Source organism: Pseudoalteromonas sp. P1-13-1a (genome assembly GCF_001401875.1).
Lineage (GTDB): Bacteria > Pseudomonadota > Gammaproteobacteria > Enterobacterales > Alteromonadaceae > Pseudoalteromonas.
In genome coordinates this window covers 1-15,741 of sequence record NZ_LKDV01000020.1, presented here as the reverse complement: position 1 = coordinate 15,741, position 15,741 = coordinate 1, and the positions used below count along the sequence as shown (strand labels likewise).

Genomic DNA, 15,741 nt, shown 5'->3' with positions numbered 1-15,741 from the left:
TAATTTGAACGAGTTGGGGAAATTTGTTGAACTTTAATTAGATTATCCCCATATACTTGAGTAATCTTTTAAATAAATGAAGTGCGAAGAGAAACTATAATGACGCTTGAGAGAACCGATCGAGTCGAAATCCCAGTGTTAGCACTGCGCGATGTTGTGGTATATCCGCACATGGTGATCCCGCTTTTTGTTGGCCGTGAAAAATCAATAAAATGCCTCGAAGCGGCAATGGATAAAGACAAACAAATTTTCTTGGTTGCACAAAAAGATGCAACTGTAGACGAACCTGAACAAGACGATATTTACCGTATCGGTACTATTGCGACTGTACTTCAGTTATTAAAATTACCAGACGGTACAGTTAAAGTTTTAGTCGAAGGTACGCAGCGCGCACAAATTGAAGAATTTGTAGATAACGATGAGTTTTTTGTAGCGAATGCTCAGTTCATCGAATCTGACTCAGTGGATGAGCAAGAACAAGATATTTTCATTCGAAGCGCTGTTAGCCAATTTGAAGGCTATGTAAAACTTAATAAAAAAATTCCGCCTGAGGTATTAACCTCTGTGTCAGGCATTGATGAGCCAGCTCGCCTTGCCGATACAATGGCAGCACATATGCCCTTAAAAGTGCCTGAAAAACAAAAAGTGTTAGAGATTTCAAGCGTTACAGAGCGTTTAGAATACCTAATGGCACTAATGGAAGGTGAAATAGACTTATTGCAAGTTGAGAAAAAAATTCGTACCCGCGTTAAAAAGCAGATGGAAAAGTCTCAGCGCGAGTACTACCTCAACGAGCAAATGAAAGCCATTCAAAAAGAACTTGGTGAGCTTGATGATGTACCTGACGAATTTGAAGCGCTTAAAAAGCGAATTGAAGAATCAGGGATGCCAGAAGAAGCAAAAGAAAAAGCATCAGCTGAGCTTAATAAGCTTAAGATGATGTCGCCAATGTCTGCAGAGGCCACGGTAGTGCGCTCATACATTGATACGTTAATTAACGTACCTTGGAAAAAACGCTCTAAAGTGAAAAAAGACTTAGCAGGCGCGCAAAAAATTCTTGATAGCGACCACCACGGCTTAGATAAAGTTAAAGAACGCATAATTGAATACCTCGCGGTGCAACAACGCACCAATAAGCTCAAAGGACCTATTTTATGTTTAGTAGGGCCACCGGGTGTAGGTAAAACGTCGCTAGGACAGTCTATTGCCCGCTCAACGGGTCGTAAATATGTGCGCATGGCATTAGGTGGTGTACGTGACGAAGCTGAAATTCGTGGCCATCGTCGTACTTACATTGGCTCTATGCCAGGCAAGCTGATTCAAAACATGACAAAAGTGGGCGTTAAAAACCCATTATTCTTGTTAGATGAAATCGACAAAATGTCATCAGATATGCGCGGCGATCCAGCATCAGCACTATTAGAAGTACTCGATCCGGAGCAAAACAGTCATTTTGCTGACCACTACTTAGAAGTAGACTACGATTTATCGGATGTAATGTTTGTAGCAACATCAAACAGCTTTAATATTCCTGGTCCACTATTAGACCGTATGGAAGTTATTCGCTTATCGGGTTACACCGAAGATGAAAAGCTAAACATTGCAAAAGAGCACTTAATTACTAAGCAAGTTAAACGCAATGGCTTAAAACCGTCTGAACTAGTAATAGAAGACAGTGCAATTATTGGTATTATTCGTTATTACACGCGTGAAGCAGGTGTACGTAATTTAGAGCGCGAAGTCTCTAAACTATGCCGTAAAGCTGTTAAAAATATCTTATTAGATAAAGAGACTAAAACGGTCACTATCAGTCAAGATAACCTAGAAGAGTTTTTAGGTGTACAGCGCTACGACTACGGTAAAGCAGAAGATGGCGACCGCATTGGCCAAGTAACAGGCTTAGCGTGGACCGAAGTAGGCGGCGACTTACTGACCATTGAATGTGCGGCTGTGCCAGGTAAAGGCAAATTAAGTTACACCGGCTCACTGGGCGATGTAATGCAAGAGTCGATACAAGCGGCCATGACGGTAGTTCGAAATCGTGCTGATACGTTCCGTATTAATAGCGATTTTTACGAAAAACGCGACATTCATGTGCATGTACCAGAGGGGGCGACCCCTAAAGATGGCCCAAGTGCCGGTGCAGCAATGGTAACGGGTTTAGTATCGAGCTTAACAGGTAACCCCGTTAAAGCCGATGTAGCCATGACAGGTGAAATAACACTGCGCGGTGAAGTACTGCCTATTGGTGGTTTAAAAGAGAAACTACTTGCTGCACACCGTGGTGGAATTAAAACAGTCATCATTCCTAAAATTAACGAACGTGACTTAAAAGAGATCCCAGATAACGTACTGGCAGGCTTAGATGTTCACCCAGTTACATGGATTGATGAAGTATTAAAGTTAGCTTTAGTGCACCCTGTTGAGAGTTTTTCAGTCGAAACACCGAAAAACCAATAAAAAACCCAAAAAAAGTGCTTTAAAGGGCTTTTCAAATCTAATCGGTATGATAAGTTAAGCACTGGTTTTCGAGCCTAGCCCTTACGGGGCCTAGGCTTAAGAAAAATATAATCATGTGAGCATTAAAAGTTTGCTCTAAAATTTTCAAAAAAGTGATGTTAGTTTAAAAAACAATCGCTCTTGATAATAACAATGAAAGAGGATGATATTGTGAATAAATCTCAATTAATCGATCAAATCGCAGCTGACGCTGACATTTCTAAAGCGGCTGCAGGTCGTGCACTAGATTCATTCATCGAGTCTGTATCTGGAGCGCTTAAAGATGGCGATTCAGTTGCACTTGTAGGTTTTGGTACTTTCTCAGTACGCGAGCGTGCTGCTCGTTCAGGCCGTAACCCACAAACTGGTGAAACTATCCAAATCGCTGCGGCAAATATTCCTTCTTTCAAAGCCGGTAAAGCGCTGAAAGACGCAGTAAACTAATCACTGTTTAAATACAGATTAGTTATGGCGAGTGTACATAAACTTAATTATCCTAATCGATGAATTAAGTAACTTCACCGCCAGTTACTTCAAGTGAAAAAGCGTATCTGGTAAGATACGCTTTTTTTACATATGACAAGGTAAAATACCTTGATCAATAAGAGATAAACAAATGCTTGAGAAAATCAGAGAGGGCTCACAGGGTCCTGTAGCCAAAATAATTTTAGGCGCGGTGATTTTATCTTTTGCCTTAGCAGGGATCGGTAGTTACTTAGGTCAAACCCCAGAACAACCCGTTGCTGAAGTAAATGGAATTAAAATTAGCCAAACCGAATTTAATCGTGCTTATCAAAACGAACGTAGTCGTTTAGAGCAACAATTTGGCGAATACTTTGCACAAATCAGTGCAGATCCAAATTACATGGCGCAAATTCGTCAAGGTGTAATTGACCGCTTAGTACAACAAGAATTGCAATCACAATTAGCGGCAGATTTAGGCCTTCGCGTAAGCGACGACAGCGTACGTAAAACAATTTTAGAACTTCCGTACTTTCAAATTGGTGAAAAATTTAATAACGACCGTTACCTACAAGTAATTCGTCAAATGAACTTTCAACCAGATGCTTTTCGTGAGTACCTACGTAAAGACATGACACGCAGCCAATTAGTGTCTGCGGTTGCTGGTACTGAGTTTGCACTTGAAAACGAGCTTAAACGCGCTGCAGCCCTACAGCAGCAAACGCGTAGCATAGACTACTTGGTGTTAAGTAAAGAAGCGTTACAAGCAAACGTAGACGTATCTGAGCAAGAAATTGCTGATTACTACGAACTAAATGCTTCACAATTTTTGTCACCTGAGCGTGTATCGGTTGATTACATAGAGCTTAAAGCCGAAGATATTAACGTAGAGTCGGTAACCGAAGACGATGTAAAAGCGTATTATGAGCAAAATAAAGCGCAATACATTGAGCCTGAAAAACGCCGTGTATCGCACATTTTAATTGATAACAGCGAAGATGATGATGCCGCGCTTGAAAAAGCCAATGCATTACATGAGCAGTTAGAACAAGGTGCTGATTTTGCAGAGCTTGCAGAGACATCATCTGATGATGTTGTGAGTGGCGAAATGGGCGGTGACCTAGAGTGGATTGAGCGCGATGTAATGGACCCAGCGTTTGAAGAGGCAGCATTTGCACTTCAAAACAAAGGCGATATTTCAGAAGTTGTAGCATCAGAGTTTGGTTACCACATTATTAAACTTACTGACTTACAGCCAGAGCAAGTAAAAGCGTATGACGAGGTAAAAGCCGATTTACGTGCAGAGCTTGAGCAAACTGAAAAAGTGGATGCGTTTTACGAAAAGCAAACAGAAATGGGCGCTTTAGCATTTGAGATTTCTGACCGTTTAGACGATGCAGCAGAAGTGGCAGACGTTGAAGTTAAAACCACACCACTTGTTGCACGCAATGCATTGCCAGAGCCACTTAATACACCTGCGGTAATTTCACAGCTATTCTCAGTAGAATTACTTGAAGATAAAGTAAACTCAGAAGTTATTGAGCTAGGTGATGAACACGTTATTGTAGTCCGTGTAAATAAATACGAGCCATCTGCGACTAAACCGCTTGCACAAGTAAGCGAGCAGATTAAAACACGTTTAGTTAACGAAAAAGCATCTACACTTGCTAAAGAAAAAGCACGTGAATTATTTGCACAAGTTCAGGCTGGTAAAACACTAAGCGATGTTGCCAGTGAGCAAAACCTAACTGTACGCGAAGAAGCAAGTTTAACGCGTCAAAGCTACACGGTTTCGCCTGCTATTGTAACGCAAGCGTTTAAAATGCCACGTCCTACTGATGCACCAAGCACAGACGTGGTTGATTTAAACAACGGTGATGCGGCCATTGTTGCACTTAAGTCGGTAAGCGATGCGCAAGCAACCGCAAATATCGACCCGCAACTACAGCAAAACATTACTATTGCGCAAGCTAACAAAAACTACTCAGCGTTTATTGAGTCTTTAAAGGCTAAAGCTGAGCTTAACCTACCTGTAGTTGAGCAAGCAGCAGAATAATTGCACTAAATATTAAAAAAGGCGCGTGACTTTCAAAGTAACGCGCCTTTTTTTATGAACCGTTTCTAGCAGCAGATTAAGCGTTGTGTAACTTTAGATTGTGGGTCTTTAAAAATGGCTTCTGTAGCGCCGTACTCAACGACTTGACCTTTTTCAAGCACAACCAGTTGGTCGCTAATGTGCCGTACCAAGCTTAAGTGGTGGGTAATTAGCACGTATGTTAAGCCTGTTTCTTTTTGCAGCTTAAGCAATAAGTTAACAGTTTGCGCACGAACAGATGGGTCTAAAGCCGACAGCGCTTCATCAAGCACAACCACTTTAGGGTCTAAAATGAGTGCTCGCGCCAACGCTACACGTTGTAATTGGCCTACACTGAACATATGTGGATAGTAATGTTGATGATCAATTAACAGCCCCACCTTAGACAGCGTGGCATCTATTTTTTCTTGGCGAGCGGGTTCATCAAAGTCAGTGTTATATTGTAAACAATCATCGAGCATTTCACCTATGGTCAGTCCTGGATTGAGCGATGCTGCGGAGTCTTGAAAAATCATACGAATATGTCGGCATTGGTTATCGCGCACGCCACCATCTTCAATAATATTACTTTCTAATAAAATTTGCCCACTGTCGGCATTATCGGCCCCTGCAAGTAATTTAGCGAGCGTGCTTTTACCCGCACCGGTTTCACCAATGACTGCTACTGTTTCGCCTTTGCCAACACAAAATGAAATATTTTTTAGGACTTCAAATTTTTTGCGACTAAATAAACCAGCTCGCACGTTAAAAGTTTTACAAAGCGCTTGCACTTTCAATACTGGTTGCATTATTTCACCTCTTTGATAAGTGGAAAATGACACGCATAGCTATGTCCATGCTGCTTAGTAAGTGCAGGGGTAATTACACATTCTTTTTGTGCTTGTGGGCAGCGTGGGCCTAATCGGCACCCTATAGGTAAATGTTGCAAAGTAGGGATAGTACCTTTAAGTGCGTAAAAGGGCTCTTTATGTGCTAAACCTTGCTCATAATTGGGCAGGCTTTTTAATAACGCTTGCGTGTAAGGGTGGCGAGGCTGGCGAAAAATACGCTGTGTTGGGCCGGCTTCAACCATTTGCCCACAATATAAAACATGAATACCGTGTGACCAGTCGGCTATTTCTTCAAGCTCATGAGAAATCATCAAAATAGACATGTTTTTTAATTGATTTAAGCTTTTTAGCAACCTAAATACCTGAGCACGGGTGGTGCTTTCAAGCGCTGTAGTAGGCTCATCAGCAATTAGTAGCTTAGGAGTGCGTGCTATGGCCATAGCAATCATTACCTTTTGGCACACACCTTCAGAGAGCTCGTGAGGGTAACTGTCAAGCACCGCGTCGTGGTTTTTAATCCCTACTTTATGGATCAGTGCTTTCACGCGGTCTTTGCGCTCTCTGTTGCGCTTTAAAAAAAAGCCTTTGGTGGATATTTCAGGCAGTGTTTCGGCGATTTGGTCAAATATTTTAGCGGTCGGGTCAAGGCAGCGGCTAGGATCTTGGTAGATCATGGCAATATCTTGGCTCACTGTTTTTCTGCGTTGCTCTGGGGTTAAGCGCATTAAATCAACCCCACGCCAATGCATTCTATCAGCTGTTATGTCCCAGCGTTCGTTAAGTACTCCAACAATGGCTTTAGCAATTAAGCTTTTACCTGAACCTGATTCACCCACTAAGCCATGTACTTCACCTTCTTTTAGGCTAAAGCTGACTCTGTCTACGGCTCTAATTACGGTTTCAGAGGTACGCAGCTCTATGGTTAAATTTCTAACGTCGAGTAATTGCATTTAATCAGCCTTACGTGCTTTGAGCACTTTTCGTAGGCCATCACCTACTAAATTGGTAGACAAAACCGCTAAAAATAATAATACACCCGGTAGTGCAACGGTCCAAGGCGCTAAATATATTAGGCCTAAATTCTCGGCCAATATGGCGCCCCATTCGGTTGTGGGCGGCTGTGCACCTAGTTTTAAAAAGCCTAAAGCGGCAATATCTAAAATAGCAGTAGAAAGCGCGGTGGTAAAAATAACCACAATATGCTCATAAATATTAGGAAAAATACCCCGCGACAATATATGCCAATTAGAGGCGCCATCAAGCCTAAAAGCGGTAATATAGTCTTTACTTAGCTCATCAACAATTAAATTACGAATAGAGTGAATAAACTGCGGTAACAACGCCAGTATAATTGCCCATACCGTGTTCATTAACCCTGGGCCAAGAACAGCAATAATAATAATCGCTAATAGCAAAGAAGGAATAGAGAGTGTGATATCAAGTAAATGATTTAAAAAACTTGAACGAAGGCCGCGGCTTATACCTGCAAACGTCCCCACTAAAACGCCAATAATGGTGGTAATAAATGCAGCCACTACCGACAAGCCAAACGTGTAGGTTGCCCCATTCATTAGGCGCGAGAGCACATCGCGGCCTAAATCATCGGTGCCTAAAATAAAGCGCACATCACCCATTTCTCGCCATGACGGCGGTATAAGTAATGCATCACTATGTTGCTGGTTAACCCCATAAGGTGCTAAAAAGGGCGCACTGGCTGCTAATAATGCAAACGCAATAAAGATCCATAATCCCACTAACGCAGGATGATTATTTTTAAATTTGCGCCAAAAACGCGCCAGCGGCGATTTATTCGACTCTTCAGAAAATAATTTAAACTTTACCATGTGCCTGATTCCGCGAAATTGGGTCGAACAGAGTATATGTAAGCTCGGCAACAATAGTGGCAATAATAACAAACATAGAGACCGCCATTAAACCGCCTTGAATAGCAGGGTAGTCACGTTGGTAAATACTATCGATTAGCCAACGGCCTATACCTGGCCAAGAAAAAATGACTTCAGTTATCATTGCAAGCGTAATAAGCGTACTAAATTGCAGTCCTATTTGTTTTATTACCGGCAGTAATGCATTGCGTAGCGCATGATGCATGATTAACTGACGACGATTAAGGCCTTTTGCCCTGGCTGTTTTAATAAAGCTTTGATCCATTACTTTAAGCATAGAGTCGCGGGTAAAGCGCACTAAAACAGTGGTAGGAAACATGGCCAGTACTATGGTTGGTAGTGTTAAGTGATGCAGCGCATCTATAAAAGCCTCACCTTTGTAAGGGAAACCCGCGAGCATAATATCGATTAATATAAACCCGGTATTAGATGGTATTTCAAATAGTAACCCCATTCTACCCGACATAGGAAACCAGCCCAGCTTGAGCGAAAAAATCATAATAAGTAACAGCGCTAACCAAAAAACGGGAATAGAGTAGCCAATCATGGTGGTAGAGCTAATTAACTTATCCGGCCAGCGGCGTGTGTATGCTGAGGCCAAAATGCCTGCTGGTACACCTACCACAACCGATACAATAAGAGCATAAACACACAGCTCTAATGTTGCGGGTATTAAATCTAAAATATGCTGAAAAACGTTATCTCCTGAGGCAAACGACACGCCCCAATCTCCTTGGAATATACGTCCTAAAAACGCTAAATACTGCATAACGTAGTTACTGTCATACATGTATTTATCTTCAAGTTCACTGTGTTGAGAAAAATTACCACTAGGAATGCCACTTAAATTACTAAGCGGATCACCAGGGAATAAATAGCTCAGCGAAAAGGTAAATATGCTGAGCATTAAAATCATGAATAAAAACAAGCCAAGGCGGCGTAATATATAATCAAGTATCATTATTTTTTCCTCGCGTTTGCGAGTGAAATAGCCCCAAATGGGCCAAGAGTTATCCCTTCTACATCGGCACTATTTGCTTGAAAACGCATGCCATGAGCAATAGGCACTAAAGGGAGCTGATCCATAATGAGCGCTTGAACCTGTTCGTAATACTGTTTACGTAAACTTAAATCAGTGGTGTCGAGCGCTTGGGTAAGCAATAAGTCAAATTGCGGGTTACACCAGTTAGCAGGGTTTTTACCGCTAAACGTGGCGGTGCAGCTCAGCAATGGACTAAAAAAGTTATCTGGGTCGGGGGTATCGGCAGCCCAACCAAGTAATACGCTATCGTGGCGGTGCTCACCTATACGCTGAATAAAAGTATTCCACTCGTACTCTACAATACTTACGTTAACCCCAATTTTGCGTAAATCGCTTTGCATCAGCTCTGCCATTTTGCGGGCATTAGGGTTATAAATTCGACTCACCGGCATGGCCCAAATGGTCATATCAAAGCCATTCGGTAACCCCGCTTCTATAAGTAGTTTTTTAGCCAGCTCTGGGTCAAACATAGGAATGTTTTCTTGTGGCTCAAACCCCCACGAGGTTGGCGGTAAAATCGATTGCGCGCGTATGCCATTTCCGTAATAAACAGCTTGCATTATTTTGTCTATATCAATTGCATGTGCAAGGGCTTTGCGTACTCTAATGTCATCAAAAGGGGCGCGCTCTGTATTAAAGGCCCAATAACCAATATTAAGGTTGGTTTCTTTTTCAACGTTTATATCATCTCGCTGCGCTAAGATACTCAATTGCGCGCTACTTGGGTGCGCGGTTACATCGCACTCTTTGGTCAGCATTTTTGCAATGCGCGTAGTGCCGTTAGTCGTAATATCGTAAACCAGCTGTTCAAGGGCAACATCGTGCTTCCAATAAAGTGGGTTACGATAAAAGCGCACTAAGTGATCGCGCCGGTATTCTTTGTAAATATAAGGGCCTGTACCAATAGGGTACTGATCAAACAAATTAGTTTGATCGCGGGCTTTTAATTGCATGGCGTATTCTTGCGACAGTACCACGGCAAAGTCAGTGGCCATATTAGTTAAAAAGCTGCTTTCTGGATGAAATAGCTCAAAGCGTACTTGATAGTCAGACACGCGTACTATTTTACGAATTAGTTGGTCTAGCCCCACACTTTGAAAATACGGGTAATTTGCATCGCCAACAAAATGGTACGGGTTGTACACGTCAAACAATCGGCTAAAAGTAAAAATAACATCGTCTGCATTAAAGTCGCGAGTAGGGGTAAAATAAGACGTTGTATGAAATTTAACGCCTTTACGCAGCGTAAAAGTGACCGACTTACCATCGTTGCTAATTTTCCAGTCGGTAGCCAACTCGCTTTTAAAATCTGCGGTAACAGGGTCAATACTAATTAGACGGTCAAACAATTGATTAGCAATAATATCAATCGTTGAGCCGGTGGTTGTTACTTGCGGGTTAAACGATACAGGGTTCGCTTCGGCGCAATAAACGAGGCCTTGGTTTTTTTCTTCAATTATTTCTTCTTTACTATCAAAGCAACCGGTTAGTGTGCTGGCTAGTAAAACAAGTAGTATTTTATGCACTCGCATAACCTCTAACTATTTATCTTCTAATAAATTGTATTTTTTAAGATAACCACGTAATTGATGATACGTTAAACCGAGGATTTCTGCAGTTTTCTTTTGATTAAATTGGCTATGCTCAAGCGCTTTATTAATCATATTTATTTCAAATTCGTTAGAGCGCTCTTTTAAGCTACAAGGAAACTCAATCGGGGCACTACGCGTGTTACTTGCTTCACTACTAGGCGCAGTAACGACTATAGGCTCAGGCGATGCACTTGGTGCAGCAATTGGGGCTTTAATACGCGCTTTGGGCCTAAACCGGCTTTCAAATGGGTCTAAAATAATTTGGTGAACGGGAATATGTTCATTACCATGACGATACAAACTTCGCTCAACTACATTTTTAAGCTCCCGAATGTTACCTGGCCAGTCGTAATTTAGCAGGGTTTCGGTGGCGCTGCGGGTAAAGCCACTAAACAACTCCCATTCTAAATCGCGGGCCATATTCATCGCAAATTGCTCGGCAAGTAGCATAATATCGTCTTGACGCTCTCGCAGTGGGGGCAGGGTAATAACATCAAAAGCTAAGCGGTCAAGTAAGTCACTTCTAAATTCGCCCTGCTCAGCAAGGTGGGGTAAATCTTCGTTGGTGGCACACACTAAACGCGTATCTACCTTTACGGTGTGTTTACCGCCCACACGTTCAAATTCGCCGTATTCAATAACACGAAGAAGCTTTTCTTGTACCATAGCGGAAGTATTAGCCAACTCATCTAAAAATAAAGTACCGCTGTTAGCGCGCTCAAATCGGCCTTCGTGACGTTTACTTGCTCCGGTAAATGCACCACTTTCATGACCAAATAATTCGCTTTCGAGGAGGTTTTCGTTAAGGGCTGCACAGTTAAGCTTTACGTAGTTTTGATCCCAGCGCTTTGATAAAAAATGCAAACGGGCGGCTATAAGCTCTTTACCGGTTCCTCGTTCGCCAATTATAAGCACCGGCTTATCTAAATTAGCTAACTGCGATACCTGATCAAGTACAGCTAAAAAGCTATCAGATTGGCCGAGTAAATTATCCTGTTGGCGATATTGGCTCATTTTTCCTAACTCTTGGTCATTTTTGCTAACAGTTAGTGTATTTCATAATCAGGGATAACTAAAGGAATTTGTATATTTAGTTTAACTTAATGAAAATAAAGTGTATTTTAGATTTTAAAAAGTTGGCAAGCATATTGATACTAGTTACAGCAGACCAACTAAGTTTATATTACAGAGGTAAATGTTATGGGAATTTTTTCGCGTTTTGCAGACATTGTTAATTCTAATATCAATGCCATTTTAGATAAAGCAGAAGACCCAGAAAAAATGGTTCGTCTTATTATCCAAGAGATGGAAGACACATTGGTAGAGGTTCGCTCTACGTCAGCTAAAACACTGGCTGAGAAAAAAGAATTAGTACGTCGTGTAGACACACTAAAAGCACAAGTAAGCGACTGGCAAGACAAAGCAGAACTTGCACTGAGTAAAGACCGCGACGATTTAGCGCGTTCAGCATTACTTGAAAAGCAAAAATCGGCAGAAGCGGTGGCGGCAGTAGAGTCTGAGCTTGAGCATGTAGAGTCTCACATTGAGAAACTTCAACAAGAGGTGACCACACTACAAGAAAAGCTAGCCGATGCTAAAGCACGTCAAAAAGCAATTATTTTACGCCAACGTTCGGCTGAGTCGCGCCTTGAAGTGAAAAAAGCGCTTGATAGCTCTAAGGTAGAAGATGCACTTAATCGCTTTGAGCGTTACGAAACTAAAATTGATGGACTAGAATCTCAAATAGAGTCTTACGATTTAGGTAAAAAGTCGCTTGCTGATGAAATTGCCGACCTACAAAAAAATGAAAAGATAGATGATGAGCTTGCCGAACTTAAAAAGAAGCTAGCTGATAAATAACTTATAAAGGGGTACTTTAAGTGCCCCACTGCTTAAACATCGAATACGGATTGTCAGGAGAGGATTATGTTTGATCCAGAGATACTAATTGCACCTTTTATCTTGTTCATGATTTTTGTTGCGCCACTGTGGTTAATTTTACATTACCGGAGCAAAAAGCAAGTGAGCCAAGGGTTAAGTGAGCATGAACATCGCCAGTTATTGGAACTTGCCCACAAGGCCGAAAAAATGGCTGACAGAGTAGAAACTCTTGAAGCATTACTCGATCAAGAGTCACCACAATGGAGACGCAAAGTATGAGTGCCAAACGCGAATTATTAAGAGACCCACAGCGCGGTAAAATTGCCGGTGTATGTGCGGGATTAAGTGACTACTTTAATATGGAGTTATGGTTAGTTCGCATTATTTTTGTTAGTGCGGTACTGCTAACGGGTGGCCCATTATTTGTGGTAGCGTATATTGCAGCGTGGTTTATTTTAGATAAAAAAGACCCCACAACTATACATGCAAGTAGCTCAACTAAAACTGACGATCCGCTAGAGGTTAAATTTAAAGTTTGGCAAAAAGGCGAGCCACCGCGCCGCGCTTTGCAAGACTTAAAAGAGCGTTTAGCGCGAATAGACACGCGCCTTCAAGATATGGAGCGCCATGTTACTTCAAGCGAGTTTACGGTTAGCCGTGAAATCAACAAACTTTAAAGGATTTAATAGCACTTTATTCGGTGATTAACAGCATCAATGAAGTGCTAGCCCATTATGAGTAGCACTTCATTTGCCAAAAAAACCTTTAAAAGCATTAAAGGTTCAGCCCAAAAAGCCCTTCATCGTAGTTTAGATCAACACGTAAAATTGGCCGTAACCGGCCTAAGTGGTAGTGGTAAAACCGCGTTTATTACTGCACTTGTTAAGCACTTAACCACACAAAGTGATGATAAAAACCTACCGTTTTTTGATGTAATGCGAGAGCACCGCCACATAGCCACTAAAGTGGTACCGCAAGAGGCGTTAAAAGTGCCTACATTTGACTATCCGCGGGCGCTTAATGCCTTACTCCCAAGTGATGGGGAGCCTACATGGCCTGCATCAACCGAGCGTATTAACACCCTGCGTTTGGCCATTAAATACCAAAGTGCCTCAGGGTTACGTGGGCATTTTTCGCCGCAATCTACGCTGTATTTAGATATTATTGACTACCCAGGTGAATGGCTGCTTGATTTACCCATGCTTGAGCAAAGTTATAGTCAGTGGTGCGAGCAACAATACCCGCTGTTATTGCAGTACCCGCGTGTAAACGCCTCTACTGAATTTATAAACGCGCTTGAACAGCTTGATTTAGATGCCCCTGTAGATGAAAGCTTACTTGCGCACATTGCAGCGCTTTATCAAAGTATGCTGGTAGGGCTTAAAAAAGATACTAAGCTTGCCATGTTACAACCTGGGCGAATGCTTATGCCAGGCGACTTACAAGGTGCGCCGCTTTTGTTGTTTTTTCCAGTAAATGCACAGCATATAAAAAGTGATGGGGTAGTGCCTGGCTCTAACTTAGCGCATTTAATTAAGCGCTTTAACGCCTATGTAAAAGAAGTGGTTAAGCCATTTTATAATGAGCACTTTAAACACTTTGACCGCCAAATTGTGTTGGTAGACGTACTCAGCGCTTTAAACGAAGGCCACGAAACACTCCAAGAGCAAAGTAGTGTTATAAACCAATTACTTGCTCACTTTAATTACGGCGAGTCGGGTTTTTTTAAGCGCTTATTTAAACCCAACATAGATAAAATACTCTTTGCAGCTAACAAGTCAGATCATATCAGTGCTAAACATCATAAAGACTTAGCACTGCTGCTGGATTCACTCGTGCATGAGCAAAGTAATCACTTAAAATTTGACGGCGTACAAATAGAAACCATGGCCATGTCGTCAATTGCTGCAACGCAGCCGCGCCAAGTGGCCGATAAAGGCCAAACGTTAGATTGCATTTATGGCAAACCACTTAACGAGCAAGACTGGCTTACTTATTTACCTCCACAGCCACCAAAGCGCATGCTTCATAAAAATGAGTGGCCAGCGCAGGGCTTTGAGTTTTTATCGTTCGCACCTATGCCAAACCCCGATAAGCAACTTAAACATATTCGCCTTGATCATGTGATGCAGTACCTGTTAGGAGACAAATTATCATGAACGACACACAGCAAACATTTCAGGCGGGTAGGCGAATTGATACCCAAGCTGATGAGCAGGTTGAGGCAACGCTTGCCCCTGCAAAAATAATTACTCAAGGTCAAAGTGATTACATTGAAGAGCCTGAAGAAGAACTTCTTGATGAAGAAATAGACCTAGAGCCGGTATATAAAAAATCTAAGTGGCAAACGCTTAAAGGGGTGTTTGCTATAAGCTTTTTAGTGTTAGTACTGCTTGAGTTTGCATATTCGTTAGTATTTGCATTTCAGCAGTCGATTATTTTAGGCAGCGTATATTTAACGGCGGTGGTAAGCGGTGTGCTATTAATTGGGCGCATGCTTTGGCGCGAATATAAAATGCTGCGCAGTTTAAAGCGCAATCAGTTACACCGCCATGAAGCCGACAGACTCTTAAATAGTGAGCAAGTAGGCGGCGCATTACCTTGGCTTGAAAAACTAAATAAGCACCAGCAGCTCGACAACTTCGAAGCGTTTAAAAATCAAGTGGCTAGCCACCACAGCGATAAAGAAATAATGACCCTTTACGCCAATAGCTTACTTATAACGCAAGACACGCAAGCTAAGAAGCTGATAAACCGCTTTGCGACAGAGTCAGCCTTGCTTGTTGCCCTAAGCCCCCTTGCGCTGGTGGACATGATGGCGGTGCTTTGGCGCGGTACTAAGTTGATTGAGCAAATTGGTAAGATTTATGGCATTGGTTTTGGTTACGCAAGCCGTATTAAGCTCTACCGTATGCTTATAAAACAAGTGATGTTTGTAGGCAGTGCTGAGCTTGTATCTGATTTAGCAGCCACAGCGTTAAGTGCTGAGCTTTTAGGCAAGCTTTCTGGGCGCGCTGCACAAGGTGTAAGCGCCGGTATTTTTACAGCGCGTATTGGTTACAAAGCAATGGAGCTTAGCCGCCCACTGCCAAGGCTTGAAAATAAACGCAGCTTGTTAAAAGGCACAGTGCAAAGTATCGCCAGTAAAATTATGAACCGAAAAAAGGGCGAGCCAACGCGATAGGGTCTGTTGAACTTTTAAGGTTAAACTTGCAGCAGTCTGTTTGGTATTTAGGTAAGGCAGAGCCTATGTAGTGTGGTTATTCCCCATAATTGGGCGATAACGTAGCATGTATGCCAAACAGGCGCTGCCCAAAGGGTTCTTCCTAGGGGCTATTTACTCTTTGTTGCTCGGTTTTTACTTATTCTTACATGGATGTAAGTCATTAGAATAACGCAGGAGCAGTTATCGAGCCCACTAGGTTACAAACCTCGC

At 42.2% G+C, this 15,741-nt stretch carries 14 protein-coding genes; 8 read left to right on the top strand and 6 right to left on the bottom strand.

Annotated elements, in window-relative coordinates; genetic code table 11:
• The first annotated feature begins 99 nt into the window (after nt 1-99).
• From lon to AN391_RS12945, 3 genes are all read left to right on the top strand, one after another.
• Nucleotides 100-2,460, top strand: a complete 2,361-nt coding sequence (gene lon / locus AN391_RS12955) for an endopeptidase La (RefSeq protein WP_055015792.1) — start codon at nt 100-102, stop codon at nt 2,458-2,460.
• 183 nt (nt 2,461-2,643) lie between these two features.
• Entirely contained in the window at nt 2,644-2,943 is a 300-nt protein-coding gene (locus AN391_RS12950) for an HU family DNA-binding protein (RefSeq protein WP_286247754.1), read from the top strand.
• Between the two features lie 172 nt (nt 2,944-3,115).
• Entirely contained in the window at nt 3,116-5,017 is a 1,902-nt protein-coding gene (locus AN391_RS12945; protein WP_055015791.1) for a SurA N-terminal domain-containing protein, read from the top strand.
• 65 nt (nt 5,018-5,082) lie between these two features.
• Here the strand turns inward: AN391_RS12945 and AN391_RS12940 are convergent, their stop codons facing one another.
• Genes AN391_RS12940 through pspF form a run of 6 tightly spaced genes read right to left on the bottom strand, consistent with a single transcriptional unit; the run spans nt 5,083 to nt 11,438 of the window.
• Nucleotides 5,083-5,844, bottom strand: a complete 762-nt coding sequence (locus AN391_RS12940; protein ID WP_055015790.1) for an ATP-binding cassette domain-containing protein — start codon at nt 5,842-5,844, stop codon at nt 5,083-5,085.
• Nucleotides 5,844-6,836, bottom strand: coding sequence for an oligopeptide/dipeptide ABC transporter ATP-binding protein (locus AN391_RS12935; RefSeq protein ID WP_055015789.1), 993 nt, complete (start codon nt 6,834-6,836; stop codon nt 5,844-5,846). Before AN391_RS12935 ends, AN391_RS12940 begins: the two co-directional genes overlap by 1 nt.
• On the bottom strand, nt 6,837-7,730 hold the full coding sequence (locus AN391_RS12930) for an ABC transporter permease subunit (RefSeq protein WP_055015788.1): 894 nt from the start codon (nt 7,728-7,730) through the stop codon (nt 6,837-6,839).
• Nucleotides 7,717-8,751 (bottom strand): ABC transporter permease subunit, encoded by a 1,035-nt coding sequence (locus tag AN391_RS12925; RefSeq protein WP_055015787.1) that lies wholly within the window; start codon nt 8,749-8,751, stop codon nt 7,717-7,719. The genes AN391_RS12930 and AN391_RS12925 overlap by 14 nt, the downstream gene beginning before the upstream one ends.
• Entirely contained in the window at nt 8,751-10,358 is a 1,608-nt protein-coding gene (locus AN391_RS12920; protein ID WP_055015786.1) for an ABC transporter substrate-binding protein, read from the bottom strand. The genes AN391_RS12925 and AN391_RS12920 overlap by 1 nt, the downstream gene beginning before the upstream one ends.
• Before the next feature lie 15 nt (nt 10,359-10,373).
• On the bottom strand, nt 10,374-11,438 hold the full coding sequence (gene pspF, locus AN391_RS12915; RefSeq protein ID WP_055015785.1) for a phage shock protein operon transcriptional activator: 1,065 nt from the start codon (nt 11,436-11,438) through the stop codon (nt 10,374-10,376).
• Between the two features lie 186 nt (nt 11,439-11,624).
• Here pspF and pspA point away from each other — a divergent pair, with 186 nt between their 5' ends.
• From pspA to AN391_RS12890, 5 genes are all read left to right on the top strand, one after another.
• Nucleotides 11,625-12,284, top strand: coding sequence for a phage shock protein PspA (pspA, locus tag AN391_RS12910; RefSeq protein WP_004586906.1), 660 nt, complete (start codon nt 11,625-11,627; stop codon nt 12,282-12,284).
• Between the two features lie 66 nt (nt 12,285-12,350).
• Complete coding sequence (pspB, locus tag AN391_RS12905) at nt 12,351-12,584, top strand: envelope stress response membrane protein PspB (protein WP_004586907.1); 234 nt, start codon at nt 12,351-12,353, stop codon at nt 12,582-12,584.
• Nucleotides 12,581-12,982 carry an envelope stress response membrane protein PspC gene (gene pspC / locus AN391_RS12900; protein WP_055015784.1) on the top strand — a complete coding sequence of 134 codons (402 nt, stop codon included), beginning with the start codon at nt 12,581-12,583 and terminating at the stop codon, nt 12,980-12,982. The genes pspB and pspC overlap by 4 nt, the downstream gene beginning before the upstream one ends.
• 57 nt (nt 12,983-13,039) lie before the next feature.
• A complete protein-coding gene (locus AN391_RS12895; protein WP_055015783.1) occupies nt 13,040-14,464 on the top strand; it encodes a YcjX family protein in 1,425 nt (474 codons plus the stop codon).
• The gene (locus AN391_RS12890) at nt 14,461-15,489 is read left to right on the top strand and encodes a YcjF family protein (RefSeq protein WP_055015782.1); all 1,029 of its coding nucleotides are present in this window, start codon (nt 14,461-14,463) and stop codon (nt 15,487-15,489) included. The genes AN391_RS12895 and AN391_RS12890 overlap by 4 nt, the downstream gene beginning before the upstream one ends.
• The last annotated feature ends 252 nt before the right edge of the window (nt 15,490-15,741 follow it).